This window comes from Muriicola sp. SD30 (genome assembly GCF_041205185.1).
Lineage (GTDB): Bacteria > Bacteroidota > Bacteroidia > Flavobacteriales > Flavobacteriaceae > Muriicola.
In genome coordinates, this window is sequence record NZ_JBGEWB010000001.1 from 231,380 (window position 1) to 248,562 (window position 17,183).

Genomic DNA, 17,183 nt, shown 5'->3' on the forward strand with positions numbered 1-17,183 from the left:
CGTTTTTTTATTTCTGTATATGTCTTTTTATGTAAATATTCTACCTTTAGGAATATGCGAATACGCCTGATTTTACTTGCTGCCTTCCTGTTTGCCTCTCCCTTGTTGGCACAGGAGATAATTCCGGATGGAGACCCGGATTATCTCGAGGATCAATTCTATGTAGGTCTTACGTACAATTTAATTCTGAATAAGCCTGAAAGTGTTAATCAGCAAAATCTGTCCTATGGTTTACAATTGGGATTTATTAAAGACCTCCCTTTAAATTCCAAAAGAAATATGGGACTGGGAATAGGATTGGGATATGCTGTTAATTCCTATTACAGTAACCTGCAAGTGAGCGAACTCGCCGACAGCTTTGAATACAGTCTGCTCAGCAGCGATCTTAATACAAAACGCAATAAGTTAGAAACACATCTGATTGAGCTACCTATTGAAATTCGCTTTCGGAATTCTACGCCCACAGAATATAAATTCTGGCGGTTTTACGCCGGGGCGAAATTAGGTTACGTCGTTGGTGCCAGATCTAAATTAGTTACCACGGAATACAAGGATTCATTTTACGTCACTGATATCGAGAACTTCAGATACGGACTTACGGCAAATTTTGGGTATAATACGTTTAATATCCACATTTATTATGCCCTCAACAACCTATTTAAAGACGGTTTGCAACTTGATTCCGGTGAAGACCTGACCTTTACTCCACTGAGGATCGGATTTATTTTCTATATCCTCTGACAAGGGCGGATATCCTTATTTACAGCCAGAATTTCAAGGTAAGCAGCTGGGAAACCATACCTACCATAAAACCAATTAAAAGCTCAGTACGGCTATGTGCTTTAAGGAAAAGCCTAGAAGAGGCCACCAGGCCGGAGGCAAAGATCATAAGACTTATCCCCACCACAATATTGCGTTCAAAATGTATGCTTAAAGCAATCAGGAACATCAGAATACTTCCCACGCCCATCATATGGAGACTGGTTTTAAAAGGGATCAGCAGCAATAAAAGGCTGGTGCTGGTTGCGGCGATCAGCCCTAAAAAGAAAAAGTACAACTCCAGGGTATAATGGTCCGGAATCACCTTTAGGAGGATCATCAGTAAGAGGATCAGGCTGATCATCAATGGGTACTTACGTTCCTCAGCTCGCGAAAGGAAAATCGTCTTGACGATTCCTAGATTTTTCAGGATAAAAAAACAAAGAATGGGAATTATTATTGTCAGGATAAATATGGGCAGAATATTCCCGCTTCTCATCTCCAGAGTAGTGTACTTGGGTGTTATCAGAAAATAAGATATAGTGCCAGCTAGGGGCACAAAAATAGGATGGAAGATATAAGACACCAATTGGGAGAGCAATCGCATCAGATCTCTTTTCTTAATCGGGCAACCGGAATTCCCAGCTGTTCCCTGTATTTCGCTACTGTCCGCCTGGCGATGGGATAGCCCTTTTCCTTGAGAATTTTAGCCAGTTTATCATCAGTAAGGGGTTTTCGTTTCGACTCATCCCTGATCACTGTTTCCAGAATCTTTTTTATTTCTCTGGTTGAGACATCTTCCCCCTGAACATTCTTCATAGATTCGGAAAAGAACTCCTTGATGAGCTTTGTGCCATAAGGCGTGTCAACATATTTGCTATTTGCCACCCTCGAAACAGTAGATACATCCATGTCGATGGTATCAGCAATATCCTTCAGGATCATCGGGCGTAATTTTCGCTCGTCCCCGCTTAAAAAATATTCCCTCTGGTACTCCATGATGGCGTTCATGGTTATAAAAAGCGTCTGTTGTCGTTGTCTTATGGCATCGATAAACCACTTGGCCGCATCGAGTTTTTGTTTGATAAAAAGAACGGCATCCTTTTGAGACTTAGAACGCTTTTTAGCACTCTTATAACCTGCCAGCATATTGCTGTATTCCTTGGAAACATGAAGTTCCGGTGCGTTCCTGCTGTTCAGGCTCAAATCGAGTTCCCCTTCGACGATACGTATGGAGAAATCCGGAACAATATGCTCAATGATTCTGTTATTTCCCGAATAAGAACCTCCGGGTTTGGGATTGAGTTTTTCAATTTCCGATATGGCTTCTCTCAGGTCCTCTTCTGAAATGTTGTGCTTCTGCAGGAGTTTTTTATAGTGCTTTTTGGTAAAATGATCAAAGGATTTTTCGAGAATAAGAATGGCCAGATCAATAGCCGGACTTGGTTCTTTTCTTCTCAGCTGAATGAGCAGGCATTCGTCCAGAGAACGAGCAGCCACACCGGGAGGATCGAGCTCCTGCACAATTTTTAGTACTTTTTCAATGGTCTTCTCATCGGTGTATATATTCTGAGTAAAAGCGAGGTCGTCCAAAATATCGCTCACCGGACGTCTTATATATCCACTTTCATCTACACTTCCTACCAAAAACTCGGCGATGGACCATTCTTCATCGCTTAAGTAAAAAGTATTAAGCTGATTGATCAGGTATTGGTTAAAGGAGATGCCGGCGGCGTAGGGTACAGATTTCTCCTCATCATCAGCACTGTAATTACTGGTTCTGGTACGGTATTCAGGAATCTCATCATCGCTCAGATAGTCATCAATATTGATATCTTCAGTATTGATGGTGTCATTGTCATTTTCCCCATCGTAAGCCTCTTCAAACTCATCTTCGTAGGTACTCGACTCCTCTTTTCCTGATTCCAGTGCCGGATTTTCCTCTAATTCCTGTTTTAGCCTTTGTTCAAAGGCCTGGGTGGGTAATTGAATAAGCTTCATCAGCTGAATCTGCTGAGGAGATAGCTTTTGCGAAAGTTTGAATTGTAAGTGTTGCTTTAGCATTAGGGGCACAAAATTCTCGTTACATAAAAGTAACGAATTTACCTTTAGAACTCCGCATTCTGCGGTGTTCTAGGAAACGGAATTACATCCCGAATGTTGCCCATTCCGGTAGCAAATTGAACAAGCCTTTCAAACCCAAGGCCAAATCCACTATGCACTGCTGTACCGTATTTTCTAAGGTCGAGATACCACCAGAGTTCCTTCTCATCTATACCCAGGGTTTTAATCTTCTCTAACAGTACATCTAAGCGCTCCTCTCTCTGAGAACCGCCTACGATCTCACCAATCCCAGGAAATAGGATGTCCATGGCCCTTACAGTTTTTCCATCCTCGTTCAGCCGCATGTAAAAAGCCTTTATTTTGGCCGGGTAATCGTAGAGAATGACAGGGCACTTGAAGTGCTTTTCGACAAGGAATCGCTCGTGTTCACTTTGAAGATCAGCCCCCCATTCCTCAATGAGATATTGAAATTTTTTCTTTTTGTTAGGTTTGCTGTTCTTTAATATCTCTATGGCTTCGGTATAGGTAATCCTCACGAATTCGTTGTCGATTACAAAACGCAACTTGTCAAGCAGGGAAAGTTCGCTTCGTTCAGCCTGGGGCTTTGTCTTTTCTTCATCGAGTAGTCGTTTTTCCAGAAAGTTGAGATCCTCGGCACAATGTGCTACAATATACTTCAGTACTTCTTTTATAAAGTCTTCCGCCAGGTCCATATTGTCTTTCAGATCGTAAAAGGCCATTTCCGGCTCTATCATCCAGAACTCAGCCAGGTGCCTTGAGGTATTCGAATTCTCAGCACGGAAAGTAGGACCAAAAGTGTAAACCTTTCCAAGACCCATGGCATAGGCTTCTGCCTCTAATTGACCTGAAACCGTAAGATTGGTCTCTTTGCCAAAAAAGTCTTCTTTAAAATCCACTTCGCCTTCTTCAGTGAGGGGTGGGTTCTTTAGATCCAAAGTAGTAACGCGAAATATTTCTCCCGCACCTTCCGCATCAGAACCGGTGATGATGGGCGCGTGCATGCAATAAAATCCATTTTGTGTAAAATACTGATGAACAGCAAATGACAGGGCAGATTGTACCCTCATTACAGCGGCAAAGGTGTTGGTTCGCACTCTTAAATGCGCTTGTTCGCGCAGAAATTCCATGGAGTGTTTCTTGGGTTGTATAGGATAAGTCTCGGCATCTGCCGTACCGTGGATATGGAGTTCGGTGACCTGGATCTCAACGGCCTGACCTCTGCCCTGACTGGCAACCAACTTCCCTTTCACCTTCAAAGCTGCCCCCGTGGCAACTTGTTTTAACAAAGCCTCGTCAAAATTTTCAAAATCAACTACACACTGAATATTGTGCAGTGTTGATCCATCATTCAAAGCGATAAATCTATTACTTCTAAAGGTTTTTACCCAACCATTGACTTCAACGATTTGTTCCTCAGGGGATTCTTTTAATAGCTCTTTGATATGCTTCATTACCAGGTAATTCTATTTCGACGCAAAGATAATCCTTTGGTGAAAACTATATACCCCGAACATTCGCTATTATTTACCAGTTTTGCTGTTAAACCTATATACTTTCACTCTCCGGCAATTCATCTTTAGGAAGGATATCAATCTGTGGTTTTTTCAATACCTCTTTGTTGGCAATGCTGCGTTCAAGAGAAAGTAATAAAGAGGGTAGGAGGATAAGATTGGCCAGCATGGCAAAAAGCAGGGTGGCCGAAACAAGAGCACCCAGGGCAACGGTCCCACCAAAGCTGGAGAGTACAAAGACAGAAAACCCAAAGAAAAGTACAATTGAGGTGTAGAACATACTTACCCCGGTTTCTCTGAGGGCGGCATAGACAGATTTTTGAATTCTCCAGTGGTTGGCTGTTAATTCCTGTCTGTACTTTGCCAGGAAATGTATAGTGTCATCCACGGAAATCCCAAATGCAATACTAAAGACCAGGATAGTAGAGGGCTTAATGGGTACCCCTACAAATCCCATCACTCCGGCAGTAATTACAAGGGGTAGCAGGTTGGGGATCAGTGAGATCACGATCATCCTGAACGAACGGAACAAATAGGCCATAAAAAGTGCAATAAGGCCAATGGCCAGGGTAAGGGATAGTATCAGGTTTTTTACCAGATATTTCGTTCCCTTTAGAAACAGTAGCGCCTTTCCTGTCATGGAAGTTTTATATCGCTCTTCGGGAAAGATCTTTTCAAGATTTTCCAGTAATCTGGCTTCAATCTCTTCCATCCTTTCGGTCTTTACATCTTTAATAAATGTTGTAATCCTTGCAACCTGCCCGGTACTGTCGACGAAATTCTTCAGTAAATCGCCATTACCTTCCGACTTCCTGGCTACTTCCATGATAAAAGTATTCTCCTGGGAAGTGGGCAACTGATAATACTTTGGTATCCCGTTGTAAAAGGCTTGTTTGGAATATTTAACCAGTTCAACTATAGATGTGGGATTTGACAATTCGGGGAACTCCCTTATCCTTTCGCCCAGCTCATCCATCTTTCGCAGGTTTACCGGTCTTAGAACCCCATTCTTCCTATCGGTATCGATCACAATCTCAACGGGCATAATGCCGTCGAACTCTTCTTCAAAAAACCGGATGTCTTTGTAAAACTGTGCACTTTTCGGCATATCCTCTATTGGACTGCCCGAAATCCGAATTTGATAAATACCAATGATACTTGTAACAAGCAATAGCACTGAAACCACGTATACACCTATTCTTCTTTCCCGAACAATCCGCTCCATCCAATTGACAAAGGCGTCTATCCATCGCTTGTTGAGATGTTTCAGATGCTTTGTTTTAGGAAGGGCCATAAAACTATATATGATAGGAATGATCAGCAGGGAAAGGATAAAAATACAGATGATATTTATTGAAGCTACGATACCAAACTCGGTCAGCAGTTTACTATCAGTTATGATAAAGGTTGCAAAACCGGAAGCTGTTGTGATATTGGTCATCAGGGTGGCATTCCCGATTTTGGAAATTACTCTTTGCAGTGAGAGCGCCTGGTTGCCGTGTTTTTTAACTTCCTGCTGGTATTTGTTGATCAGGAAGATGCAGTTGGGGATACCAATTACAATAATCAAAGGCGGGATCAGAGCCGTAAGCACTGTAATTTCATATTGCAGTAAGCCAAGTATACCAAACGCCCACATCACCCCAATGATCACCACACACATGGAAATTAGTGTGGCACGGAAACTCCTGAAAAAGAAAAAGAAAATCAGAGATGTAACTACCAGAGCTGCGGTGATAAACATCCCGATCTCATCGATAATGTTCTGGGCATTCATCGTTCGGATATAGGGCATGCCGGAAACCCGTACGTCTAATCCCGTTTCCATCTCGAAATTGTAAACCAGAGTAGTAAAATCGTTGAGGATAAAATCCTTCCTGACCGAAGTATTCACAATATCCTTATCGAGGTAGGCAATGGTTCTGATGGTTTCACTCTCCTTATTGAAAAGCAACTTATCGTAAAAAGGAAGATTGTTAAACAAGTGTTGTTTTAGGCTATCAATGGTCTGCTGGTCTTCAGGCTCCTCTTTGAGAAACGGGGTTAATAGAAACTCCTGACTCTCATTGTCCTTAACCAGCTCCTGTAGATTGTCGGTAGAAATAACGAATTCTACCTCAGGGAAAGCAACAAGCTGCTTGCTTAAGACATTCCAGCGATTAAAATTTTCGGGAGTAAAAAGGGTGGTATCTCTGATGGCTAGTACAATGGCGTTTCCTTCTTCTCCAAATTGTTTCAGAAATTCCTCGTATTCAAGATTGATGGGGTGGTCATCGGGAAGGAGATTGGCCTCCGTATTGGAAAAACGCATGTTTTGCCACTGAAAGCCAAAGAATACAGTAATGGAGGCAATAATCACCAAAATCAGGATCCGGTTTCTCAGGATGATCCTTGCGGTCCTCGGCCAAAAATTTTGTGAGAGCTTAGCTACCATATTGTATGTAAAAAGGCCCGGTACTGTTTGTGGAGTCTCTTGTATTGAATTCTAAATACGGGATAAATCCTATTCCTGACCTAGGCTTTTCAAACGCCGTCAAAGGTAGAAAATGCGTGGCAGTGTTCCTAGTTTCCCAATAGGAAATACCACTAAAGGGAATATGCCAAGAAGCTGTACATTTATAGATTTGAAAGGAAGTAATATAGCAGAAAAGAAATGTCGCAGCACAAAAAGTTCTGGAAGTTTGAACGGAAAATCTACAGGTTCCTAATTATACTTTGCACTATAGCCCTTGTGCTGGCTATTCTGGCTATGTACTTTTTTGAGGACGGGTCGAGTCTTTAATTGGGGATTCCGAACCTACACCTTCATGATCTCGACTTCTTTAAGGTCGAGGATCTCGTCGATTTTAGTTACGTAGCTATCGGTTAGTTCCTGAATATCGATGATGGCGTTTTTTTCCAAATCTTCTGAAACATCGAGATTTTTAATGTCCTTATTGGCTTCCTGTCTGGCACTCCTGACACTTACTTTGGCATCTTCTGCTTCGGCTTTTGCCTGTTTAACCAATTGAATCCTTCTCTCTTCTGTAAGGGGGGGAACATTGATAATCACAAAGTCGCCATTGTTCATAGGGTTAAATCCAAGATTCGCATTCATAATCGCCGTTTCGATTACCTGCAACATGCTTTTTTCCCAGGGCTGAACTGATATGGTACGTGCGTCCGGGGTATTGATATTGGAAACCTGTGAGAGCGGAGTCTGGGAGCCGTAATAGTCGACCATGACAGATGAGAGCATGGCAGGGCTTGCTTTTCCCGCCCGGATCTTTACCAGTTCTTTTTCAAGGTGGGAGATGGCACTATCCATACTTTCCTTGGCTGTATCTATGACAAAATTTACCTCTTCGTTCATAAAATCAATTTAAAAACAAAGTAACACAATTTTTTGAAAAATTAAAGATTTACGACTGTACCAATATTTTGTCCTGACACGATCTTTAAAAGATTGCCCTTTTTGTTCATGTCGAAGACTACGATCGGCAATTCGTTTTCCTGACTTAAAGTAAAAGCTGTGGTATCCATCACTTTCAGCCCTTTGCTCAGTACATCGTTAAACGAGATCGTATCGAACTTAGTAGCAGTCTTGTCCTTTTCCGGGTCGCTGGTATAAATCCCGTCTACCCGGGTTCCTTTTAGGATCACATCGGCCTCCACTTCAATAGCCCTTAAAACGGCCGCAGAGTCGGTAGTGAAATACGGGTTGCCTGTTCCTCCTCCAAAGATGACCACTCTTCCTTTTTCAAGGTGACGCATAGCGCGCCTGCGGATAAAAGGCTCGGCCACTTCATTGATTTTTATAGCCGATTGTAGTCGGGTTTGAACCCCTTTGTCCTCAAGAGCACTCTGAAGAGCAAGACCATTAATTACGGTGGCAAGCATCCCCATGTGATCTCCCTGAACCCGATCCATTCCGTTGCTGGCTCCTGCGAGACCTCTGAAGATATTTCCACCTCCTATTACTATGGCTACTTCAATTCCCTTATCTACAACCTCTTTAATTTCTTCGGCATAAGTTGCTAGTCGGGCGGGATCAATACCATATTGTTTATCGCCCATTAAGGCTTCCCCGCTAAGTTTGAGAAGAATCCGTTTGTATGCCATCCTTTTGTGTTGATTTGGAGACAAAAATAGTTAAAATATTCGAGGCGAATCTGTTGGCCTTCGTCGGATTTTCCAGAACTTGCACATTAAATAGTTATCAGATGTACAAAAACCTGTGTGTATTACCACTGTTAGCCTTGCTCCTGGGATGTGGAGCAGCAAAACTTCCTTCCCCCGAAGCGACAATGCCGATAAAAGCACAGATCGATCTTGTGGAAGTTGTGGATGATAAAGTAAAGGTAGTGGTTGATCCGGCCCAGATAACCGATGATGAAATTCTTTTTCTGATTCCCAGGATTATTCCGGGAACTTATAGTGAAGACAATTTTGGAACTTATGTGGAAGATTTTGTAGCTCTCGATTACGATGGTGAGCCTCTGAATATCAGCAGGAAAGATATCAATAGCTGGCTGATCTCAGACGCGAGAAAACTCGACAAGGTACAATACTATGTCAATGATACCTTTGATACCGAATTGGAAGTGGAGGAAGCCGTTTTTTCACCTGCCGGCACAAATATTGCTGCAGGAGAGAATTTCCTGCTCAACCTCCACGGATTTGTTGGGTATTTTGAAGGCCTTAAGGAAGTTCCTTATGAGCTCAATATTGTTTCCCCTTCTGCCCTGGAACCTGCAACTTCCCTGGATGAGATCAGTGCAGATATTACGGATAAAGGTCAATACAGCTTTTCAGCGAAAAGGTACTTCGATCTCGTTGATAACCCTATTTTATTCGCCAGGTCTAATTCAGAGACTTTTCAGGTTTCTGACATAAGCGTGACCCTGAGTGTATATTCCCCTACAGGGAGATACACTGCCAGGGACTTTCGACCTGAAATGGAGGCCATGATGAAGGCTCAGAAAGCCTTCCTGGGGGAAGTCAGTGGAACAAAAACCTATACCATACTTTTATACCTTGCTCAGATCTCCGATTCAGATGCTACCGGATACGGGGCCCTGGAACATCACACTTCAACTGTGGTGGTTCTGCCTGAAGCATTGCCAAAGCAAGTACTTGACGAATCTATGGTAGATGTTGTCTCTCATGAATTTTTTCACACCCTTACCCCCTTGTCTGTACATTCGAGAGAAATACAATTTTTTAACTTTAATGAACCCGATATGTCGATGCATTTGTGGATGTATGAGGGTACAACCGAATATTTTGCCAACCTTTTTCAAGTTCAGGAAGGACTTATTGAAATTGAAGAATTCTATGAAAGGATGGCAAAAAAAATATCGAATTCCAGGGTGTACGATGACACCATGTCCTTTACCACTATGAGTGAGAGGATTCTGGAGGCGCCTTTTAAGGAAAATTACCTGAATGTATATGAAAAAGGAGCTTTGATCAATATGTGTCTCGACATACTTCTTCGCGAACTAAGTAATGGTGAAAAAGGTGTATTATGGTTAATGAAAGAACTTTCGGCAATCTATAACGAAGATACCCCGTTTGATGATCCCGAATTGATTGGTGAGATTGTTGAGATGACTTACCCGGAAATAGGATCATTTTTTAAAAGGCACGTTCAGGGAAATGAGCCGATACCTTATCCGATCTACCTTGAAAAGGTAGGGTTAAAACTGGAAATGGGCCAAAAACCTGCCTCGTATTTCTTTTTGGGTCAGATACCTTACATAGATGCAGATCCCGGTGATCTGGATACTATATTTATACAAAAGGGTATGGAATTGAATTCCTTTTTTCAGGACCTGGGGGCAAAAGGAGGGGATATAATCGTAAAAATAAATGACACGAAAATCACGCTTGACAGCATGAGGACAATAGTTGGGGAGAGTTTTGGCTGGGATGCAGAGAAAGATATCCGGATGACCATAATGAGAGATGGAGAGCTCATTGAATTGAAGGGCAAAACAGGAACTCCTACTTATATAGAAAGAAAAATAGTTGAGATGGAAGAGGTTCCAGAGCAGGTAATTTCCTTAAGACGGGCCTGGTTAGGACAATAAAAAAACCGCCTTCGAAAAGAGAGGCGGTTTAAAATGTAAAATGTACTATTTATCCTAGTGCAACCCGCTCAAATCCGATTACCTCCAAGCTGGAGTCAACAGATTTCACATATTGAGCAACACTTTTTTTACTGTCTTTGATAAAGTCCTGATTTACCAGTGTATTGTCTTTAAAGAATCGCTTAAGTTTTCCTTGTGCGATCTTATCCAACATCTCTTCTGGCTTACCTTCCTGCCTTAATTGATCTTTGGCAATCTCAATCTCCTTATCAATTGTTTCCTGATCAACACCACTCTGATCCAGAGCAACAGGATTCATAGCCGCCGCCTGCATAGCAACGTCTTTGGCAGCTTCTTCAACTCCTTCTACAGCAGCAGACAGTCCAACCAGGGTTGCGATCTTGTTTCCTGCGTGGATGTAAGATCCAACGAATGGAGCAGATAACTTTCTGAATCCACCTATTTCAATCTTCTCCCCAATAACTCCGGTTTGTTCAGTAAGTTTCTCCTGTACTGTAATTCCATTGTAATTGGCCTGCAGGAAAGCTTCTTTGTTATCATACTGAAGTGCTAATTCTGCCAGCTCTGTTGCCAGACTAACAAAAGTCTCGTTCTTGGCTACAAAGTCGGTTTCACAATTCAGAGAGATGATTACTCCTGCTGTTTTGTCGTCATTAACTTTGGCAATTGCGGCACCTTCAGAAGAATCCCTGTCTGCTCTTTTAGCAGCCACTTTCTGTCCTTTTTTTCGAAGGATCTCGATTGCTTTGTCGAAATCACCTTCAGCTTCAACTAATGCATTTTTACAATCCATCATACCGGCTCCGGTAGTTTTTCTCAATGTATTTACATCAGCGGCGGTAATTTTTACCATCATAATATTATTTTTTTCAGATGCCGGAAATTGGCAATCTGCATGTTAATTTTAATTTATTCTACTCCTGCTTTGGTATTATCCTGCCATTCCTTTAGTTCGTCCCATTTTCCTTCAGCAGCCATCTTTGCCTGCTTTGGCCACGATGCGGGATTTTTTGAAGCATAGCGAGATCCTGCATCGGCCAGGATAGCTTTAAGGTCATCTTCCGACTTTCCAGCTAATTCAGCAAAAGAGTTGATGCCTGCTTTATTAAAAACCTCTGAAATTTTAGGGCCAATTCCTTCCACTTTGGTCAGGTCATCAGCGGCGGTTTTCTCAGCCTTCTTGGGCGCTTCTTTTTTAGCAACTGTTTCTTTTTCTTCTGCTTTTGGAGCTGCCTTGGCCTTTGGAGCTTTCTCTTCTTTTACTTCTTCAGTTTCTTTCTTTTTGGCTTTTGGTGCCTTTGCATCCTGTCCTTCTGTAGCGGCTTGTTTCTCAGATTTGCGCTCTGTTAATCCTTCAGCGACAGCATTGGTTACATGTGTCATGATGATTTCAATCGACTTTGATGCGTCGTCGTTCGAAGGAATGACAAAATCGATCGGACGTGGATCAGAATTTGTATCTACCATGGCGAAGATCGGAATGTTGAGCTTCTGGGCTTCTTTTACTGCGATATGCTCACGCATTGTATCGACAATAAAAAGCGCACCAGGCAGTCTGGTCATTTCCGAAATTGAGCCGAGGTTTTTTTCAAGCTTCGCACGTAAGCGATCAACCTGTAAACGTTCTTTCTTAGAGAGCGTAAGGAAGGTGCCATCTTTTTTCATCCGGTCAATGGAAGCCATTTTTTTAACAGCCTTACGGATAGTAACAAAGTTGGTTAACATTCCACCAGGCCACCGTTCTGTGATGTAAGGCATATTAACATTAGCTACTTTTTCCGCAACAATGTCTTTCGCCTGCTTTTTAGTTGCAACAAATAAGATTTTCCTTCCGGAAGCCGCAATTTTCTTCAAAGCCTCAGAGGCTTCTTCAAGTTTTGCTGCTGTTTTGTAGAGGTTGATAACGTGGATCCCGTTGCGCTCCATATAAATATACGGGGCCATATTGGGATTCCATTTTCTTGTGAGGTGACCGAAGTGTACACCTGCTTCTAAAAGATCTTTTACTTCTGCTTTTTTTGCCATTTTAATTAGTTTACGTTCTTATGAATTAGCAATGACCGAGTGGTATTCTGAAACAGAACGCCTCAACCATTTAGATGCTAAACTAAATTTTTCCAAATCTGCCCCGGTCTGATATAGACGTTGCTTCAATTCAGAATTTTAATTGTCCCATGACAAGGGACTTTCAATGAACCTGGGTTACTATATGTGTGCCCAAAAGAGCACGATTTAAAAAATTATCGTTTGGAGAACTGGAATTTCTTACGGGCTTTTTTCTGTCCGAATTTCTTACGCTCTACCATTCTTGGATCTCTGGTTAAGAGGCCTTCTGGTTTTAAGGTCAGTCTGTGCTCAGCATCAATTTCGCAAAGAGCTCTTGATAATGCCAGTCTGATAGCCTCTGCCTGCCCTGTAATTCCCCCACCATAGACATTTACATTAACGTCATAGCTGTCCTCATTGTTCGTAATAGCGAAAGGCTGCTTTACTTTGTATTGAAGAGTAGCGGTTGGGAAGTACTCGGCAAGTTCTCTTTTATTGATGGTAATGGCTCCTTTACCCTTAGAAAGATAAACACGGGCTACGGCTGTTTTCCTTCTGCCAATTTTATGAACTACTTCCATTATTAAAGATCGTTAAGATTAATAGTTTTTGGTTTCTGAGCTTCCTGCTGATGTTCTGCTCCTGCATACACTTTCAGGTTTCTGAACAATTCAGCACCTAATTTATTTTTAGGAAGCATTCCTTTTACAGCCCTTTCAACCACCGCAGCAGGATTTTTTGCTTTCAGTTCTTCAGCAGTAAGAGAACGCTGTCCACCGGGATATCCTGTGTGTCGGATATAGGTTTTGTCTTCCCATTTATTACCTGACAACTGTACTTTTTCAGCGTTTATAATAATTACATTATCCCCGCAATCCACATGAGGTGTGAAGTTAGGTTTGTTCTTCCCTCTCAGAATAATAGCCACTTTAGAGGCCATTCTTCCAAGTGTTTGTCCATCCGCATCTACAAGCAACCATTCTTTCTGAACAGTAGCTTTATTAGCTGAAACAGTCTTGTAGCTCAATGTATCCACTACGATTTTATTTAAGAATTATACTTTTCATTCCCGTTTAACGGGCTGCAAATGTACAATTATTAAGTTGAATTACAAATGGTTGTTTTCTACTTTTTCATTTTTTTCTCGACATTTTTTAAAGCTGGAAAGCAGGCGTAATCCCAACGGCATCACTCATTATATATATTGTCTGACACTATTCTTATACTTTTCCCGTTATTTGTGCGTTTTTAGAAATAGATAAATTAAAGTCATTATGAGAAATACGTATGTGCTTTTCCTTCTTATAGTTTTGCTTTTTAGCGCGTGTTCAACAGACAAAATGGACGATGGTTCTTCTGATAGTATCCTGGGAACCTGGGATCTGACAGCTCTTGATATTGACCAACAAACTGCGACTGATGAAGAAGAATTCGGACAGGTAATACTGAGTGAACTCACATCAGAAGATTGTTTTCTTGTGAGCCTGACTTTTAATCAGGACCTTAGTTTGGTTACGGAAGACGCATCTAACTACCTGGAGATTGGAGTCAACGCCGGAGGAACCGGATTGGAAGTGCCTTGTCCTGCCCAAAGGGATACACAAACAACTACTTATACCTATTCTGAAGGGGTATTAACTTTTGTGGATGAAAATCAGGTTACGGTATCACTAGATGTTCTTATAGAAGGAAATGAAATGGTTGTTTCTGCTCAGGAATTGGATGTTGAGAATTTTAATGCAGGAGGCGATCTGATTTTTACAAGAAGATAAAGTCAATAAAAACACTAATAAAAAGCCCTTCTCATTACTGAAGGGCTTTTTTTATTTCTGGATAGTACTTTTTTAATGGGCTTCGAGCCAGTTTTCACCTACTCCAAGTTCCACATCCAGTGGGACCTTTAGTTTATATGCCGATTCCATAGCAGCCTTGATCATCTTCTTTGCTTTTTCCAATTCCGGTTTGTAGACATCGAAAACCAATTCATCGTGTACCTGTAGCAGCATTTTCGTCCTGTATTCCCCTTCCTTTAATTTTTTATGGATGTCGATCATGGCAATCTTTATGATATCTGCTGCACTGCCCTGTATTGGAGCGTTGATGGCATTCCTTTCTGCTGCCCCACGAACCACTGCGTTGCTGCCATTGATATCCTTCAGATATCGGCGCCTGCCCAGTACGGTTTGTACATAGCCGTGTTCCCGGGCAAAATCAACCTGATCAGCCATATACCTGCGCAATTTAGGATAGGTCTTATAATAGGTATCGATAAGTTCCTTGGCTTCGGTTCTTGAAAGATCTGTCTGATTGCTCAAACCAAAAGCCGATACCCCGTAAATGATTCCAAAATTCACCGTTTTTGCATTTCCTCTCTGTTCCCGGGTCACCTGGTCTAATGGGATATTAAACACCCTTGAGGCAGTAGAAGCATGAATATCTTCTCCATTTTCAAAAGCTTCTATCATAGTATCCTCTTCACTGAGAGCAGCGATAATCCTCAATTCTATTTGGGAGTAATCCGCCGCAAGAAGCACATAGTCCTTGTCCCTCGAGACGAATGCCTTTCGGACTTGCCTCCCCCGTTCTGTACGGATCGGGATGTTCTGAAGATTAGGATTATTACTACTGAGTCTGCCGGTAGCTGCCACGGTCTGCATATAGTCTGTATGCACCCTTCCGGTACTTGGCTCTACCTGGTTCGGCAAAGCGTCTACATATGTGCTCTTTAATTTAGCAAGGCCGCGGTATTCCAGCACATCTTTGATGATCTGGTGATCTTTAGCCAGATAAGACAATACATCCTCAGCAGTAGAGTACTGCCCGGTTTTCGTCTTCTTTGGCTTATCAACCAATTTGAGTTTGTCAAAGAGGATCTCGCCTAACTGCTTGGGAGAACCAATATTAAATGTCTCCCCTGCCTCATCATAGATCTTTTCTTCCAGGGATTTAATATCTGAGTCGAGTTGCGCTGATAGACTATTGAGGAACTCATAATCCAGATTTATTCCTTCTAATTCCATATCGGCCAGAACCCTTAAAAGTGGGATCTCAATTTCGCGGAACAAGTCCATCGTTTTAGCCTCTTTCAATTCTTTTTCAAAATGCTCGGCCAGTTGCAGGGTGATATCAGCATCTTCTACAGCGTATTCTGTCTGCTGGTCAAGCGGGACCTCCCTCATGCTAAGCTGGTTTTTTCCTTTCTTACCAATAAGTTCAGTGATTGAAATGGGAGTGTAATTCAGATAGGTCTCTGAAAGCACGTCCATATTGTGACGCATATCGGGATTGATCAGATAGTGGGCAAGCATAGTATCAAAGAGCGACCCTTTAACTTCTACTCCGTATTTATTTAAGACTTTGATGTCATATTTGAGATTCTGCCCCACTTTTTCAATTTCTGTCGATGAAAAAAATGGGTGAAGTTTCTCCAGAAGAGAAGCCACTTCGGTTTTATCTTCCGGGAAAGGCAGATAAAACCCCTTCCCGGCTTCCCAGGAAAATGCAATACCGACTAATTCGGCCTGTAGCGGATTCAGAGAGGTAGTTTCTGTGTCGAAACACACCTTTTTTTGTTTGAGCAAATTTGTGAGAAACAAATCAAGTGCCATCCCGGGCTGAATGCTCTGGTAGACATGGGGCACATCTTTGATGGTTTTTCTCCCGGAAACCACTTCCAGCGTGGCTGGAGCTGCCCCATTGTTGCCAAAGAGAGAAAATTGCCCGCTACCTGCAGCCTGAGCTTCTTTTTTCCCAGTTTCGGTACTGGTAACCATGGTAGGTGTTCCTTCGGTCTCATCAGAGAAAATTTTAATGAATTGATCTCTGAGACGTCTGAATTCTAATTCTTCAAAAATCTCCTGTACCTTTTCATTGTCGGGAGGGGAAAGCTCGTAGTCAGTGGCGTCAAAATTGACGTTGCAGGTAATACAAATAGTAGCCAGTTGTTTGGAGAGTCGTCCGAGTTCTGCATTTTCCTCCACCTTCTCCTTCATTTTACCTTTGAGCTGGTCCGTGTTTTTCAGGAGGTCTTCCATTGATCCGAACTCTGCGATAAATTTCTTCGCTGTTTTTTCACCTACTCCTGGTAATCCCGGAATATTGTCACTGGCGTCTCCCATCATACCCAGGTAGTCTATGACCTGTTCAGGGCGCTCTACCCCAAATCTTTTCTGTACTTCGGGAATTCCCCAAATTTCAATGCCATTGCCCATCCTTGAAGGCTTGTACATAAAAATATTTTCAGAAACGAGCTGCCCGAAATCCTTATCAGGAGTAACCATAAAAACCTTGTATCCTTCCTTCTCAGCCTGTTTGGCAAGGGTGCCAATAATATCATCTGCTTCCAGGCCTGAGACTTCCACAACCGGGATATGCATGGCTTTGAGGATTTTCTGAATGTAGGGAATTGCAATCCTTATTGCATCGGGGGTTTCGTCCCTGTTGGCCTTATATTCCGGGAATAATTCAGTTCGTTCTGCACTACCGTCCTTATCAAAACACACGGCGAGATGATCCGGTTTTTCCCTTCTGATTACATCGAAAAGAGAATTCATAAAACCCATGATGGCAGAGGTGTCCATGCCTTTTGAGTTGATTCGTGGATTTTTGATCAAGGCGTAATAGCCACGAAAAATTAAGGCGTAGGCATCCAGTAAAAAAAGTCGTTTCTGATCAGACATACATCAAT

The 17,183-nt window shown here is 42.2% G+C and carries 14 protein-coding genes; 3 read left to right on the forward strand and 11 right to left on the reverse strand.

Going from position 1 to position 17,183, the window contains the following annotated elements:
- Window positions 1–54 precede the first annotated feature (54 nt).
- Window positions 55–741, forward strand: coding sequence for a porin family protein (locus AB8P51_RS01055; RefSeq protein WP_369746918.1), 687 nt, complete (start codon window positions 55–57; stop codon window positions 739–741).
- 19 nt (window positions 742–760) lie between these two features.
- Here the strand turns inward: AB8P51_RS01055 and AB8P51_RS01060 are convergent, their stop codons facing one another.
- The 6 genes from AB8P51_RS01060 to pyrH form a co-directional block, all read right to left on the reverse strand.
- On the reverse strand, window positions 761–1,366 hold the full coding sequence (locus AB8P51_RS01060; RefSeq protein WP_369746919.1) for a hypothetical protein: 606 nt from the start codon (window positions 1,364–1,366) through the stop codon (window positions 761–763).
- Window positions 1,366–2,823, reverse strand: coding sequence for an RNA polymerase factor sigma-54 (gene rpoN, locus AB8P51_RS01065; protein ID WP_369746920.1), 1,458 nt, complete (start codon window positions 2,821–2,823; stop codon window positions 1,366–1,368). Before rpoN ends, AB8P51_RS01060 begins: the two co-directional genes overlap by 1 nt.
- A gap of 44 nt (window positions 2,824–2,867) precedes the next feature.
- A complete protein-coding gene (gene asnS, locus AB8P51_RS01070; RefSeq protein WP_369746921.1) occupies window positions 2,868–4,295 on the reverse strand; it encodes an asparagine--tRNA ligase in 1,428 nt (475 codons plus the stop codon).
- 94 nt (window positions 4,296–4,389) lie between these two features.
- On the reverse strand, window positions 4,390–6,789 hold the full coding sequence (locus AB8P51_RS01075) for an RND family transporter (protein ID WP_369746922.1): 2,400 nt from the start codon (window positions 6,787–6,789) through the stop codon (window positions 4,390–4,392).
- A 363-nt stretch (window positions 6,790–7,152) separates the two neighbouring features.
- The gene (frr, locus tag AB8P51_RS01080) at window positions 7,153–7,707 is read right to left on the reverse strand and encodes a ribosome recycling factor (protein WP_369746923.1); all 555 of its coding nucleotides are present in this window, start codon (window positions 7,705–7,707) and stop codon (window positions 7,153–7,155) included.
- A 41-nt stretch (window positions 7,708–7,748) separates the two neighbouring features.
- Window positions 7,749–8,456, reverse strand: a complete 708-nt coding sequence (gene pyrH / locus AB8P51_RS01085; protein WP_369746924.1) for a UMP kinase — start codon at window positions 8,454–8,456, stop codon at window positions 7,749–7,751.
- Between the two features lie 101 nt (window positions 8,457–8,557).
- Between pyrH and AB8P51_RS01090 the strand changes: the two genes are divergently transcribed.
- Complete coding sequence (locus AB8P51_RS01090; protein ID WP_369746925.1) at window positions 8,558–10,429, forward strand: peptidase M61; 1,872 nt, start codon at window positions 8,558–8,560, stop codon at window positions 10,427–10,429.
- A gap of 49 nt (window positions 10,430–10,478) precedes the next feature.
- On the opposite strand, the gene tsf is transcribed toward AB8P51_RS01090, so the two are convergent.
- The 4 genes from tsf to rplM all read right to left on the reverse strand — a co-directional run bounded on the left by tsf (window position 10,479) and on the right by rplM (window position 13,532).
- Window positions 10,479–11,303, reverse strand: a complete 825-nt coding sequence (tsf, locus tag AB8P51_RS01095) for a translation elongation factor Ts (RefSeq protein WP_369747678.1) — start codon at window positions 11,301–11,303, stop codon at window positions 10,479–10,481.
- A gap of 56 nt (window positions 11,304–11,359) precedes the next feature.
- Window positions 11,360–12,475 carry a 30S ribosomal protein S2 gene (gene rpsB, locus AB8P51_RS01100; RefSeq protein ID WP_369746926.1) on the reverse strand — a complete coding sequence of 372 codons (1,116 nt, stop codon included), beginning with the start codon at window positions 12,473–12,475 and terminating at the stop codon, window positions 11,360–11,362.
- Between the two features lie 215 nt (window positions 12,476–12,690).
- Complete coding sequence (rpsI, locus tag AB8P51_RS01105; protein WP_369746927.1) at window positions 12,691–13,077, reverse strand: 30S ribosomal protein S9; 387 nt, start codon at window positions 13,075–13,077, stop codon at window positions 12,691–12,693.
- Between the two features lie 2 nt (window positions 13,078–13,079).
- Window positions 13,080–13,532 (reverse strand): 50S ribosomal protein L13, encoded by a 453-nt coding sequence (gene rplM / locus AB8P51_RS01110; RefSeq protein WP_369746928.1) that lies wholly within the window; start codon window positions 13,530–13,532, stop codon window positions 13,080–13,082.
- A 238-nt stretch (window positions 13,533–13,770) separates the two neighbouring features.
- Here rplM and AB8P51_RS01115 point away from each other — a divergent pair, with 238 nt between their 5' ends.
- The gene (locus AB8P51_RS01115) at window positions 13,771–14,268 is read left to right on the forward strand and encodes a hypothetical protein (RefSeq protein ID WP_369746929.1); all 498 of its coding nucleotides are present in this window, start codon (window positions 13,771–13,773) and stop codon (window positions 14,266–14,268) included.
- 72 nt (window positions 14,269–14,340) lie between these two features.
- On the opposite strand, the gene polA is transcribed toward AB8P51_RS01115, so the two are convergent.
- The gene (polA, locus tag AB8P51_RS01120) at window positions 14,341–17,175 is read right to left on the reverse strand and encodes a DNA polymerase I (protein ID WP_369746930.1); all 2,835 of its coding nucleotides are present in this window, start codon (window positions 17,173–17,175) and stop codon (window positions 14,341–14,343) included.
- Window positions 17,176–17,183 lie beyond the last annotated feature (8 nt).

What these genes read in the sequence shown, in the direction of transcription:
- AB8P51_RS01055 (WP_369746918.1), top strand. Translation starts at nt 55, where the DNA reads ATGCGAATACGCCTGATTTTACTTGCTGCCTTCCTGTTTGCCTCTCCC.
- AB8P51_RS01060 (WP_369746919.1), bottom strand. Translation starts at nt 1,366, where the DNA reads ATGCGATTGCTCTCCCAATTGGTGTCTTATATCTTCCATCCTATTTTT.
- rpoN (WP_369746920.1), bottom strand. Translation starts at nt 2,823, where the DNA reads ATGCTAAAGCAACACTTACAATTCAAACTTTCGCAAAAGCTATCTCCT.
- asnS (WP_369746921.1), bottom strand. Translation starts at nt 4,295, where the DNA reads ATGAAGCATATCAAAGAGCTATTAAAAGAATCCCCTGAGGAACAAATC.
- AB8P51_RS01075 (WP_369746922.1), bottom strand. Translation starts at nt 6,789, where the DNA reads ATGGTAGCTAAGCTCTCACAAAATTTTTGGCCGAGGACCGCAAGGATC.
- frr (WP_369746923.1), bottom strand. Translation starts at nt 7,707, where the DNA reads ATGAACGAAGAGGTAAATTTTGTCATAGATACAGCCAAGGAAAGTATG.
- pyrH (WP_369746924.1), bottom strand. Translation starts at nt 8,456, where the DNA reads ATGGCATACAAACGGATTCTTCTCAAACTTAGCGGGGAAGCCTTAATG.
- AB8P51_RS01090 (WP_369746925.1), top strand. Translation starts at nt 8,558, where the DNA reads ATGTACAAAAACCTGTGTGTATTACCACTGTTAGCCTTGCTCCTGGGA.
- tsf (WP_369747678.1), bottom strand. Translation starts at nt 11,303, where the DNA reads ATGGTAAAAATTACCGCCGCTGATGTAAATACATTGAGAAAAACTACC.
- rpsB (WP_369746926.1), bottom strand. Translation starts at nt 12,475, where the DNA reads ATGGCAAAAAAAGCAGAAGTAAAAGATCTTTTAGAAGCAGGTGTACAC.
- rpsI (WP_369746927.1), bottom strand. Translation starts at nt 13,077, where the DNA reads ATGGAAGTAGTTCATAAAATTGGCAGAAGGAAAACAGCCGTAGCCCGT.
- AB8P51_RS01115 (WP_369746929.1), top strand. Translation starts at nt 13,771, where the DNA reads ATGAGAAATACGTATGTGCTTTTCCTTCTTATAGTTTTGCTTTTTAGC.
- polA (WP_369746930.1), bottom strand. Translation starts at nt 17,175, where the DNA reads ATGTCTGATCAGAAACGACTTTTTTTACTGGATGCCTACGCCTTAATT.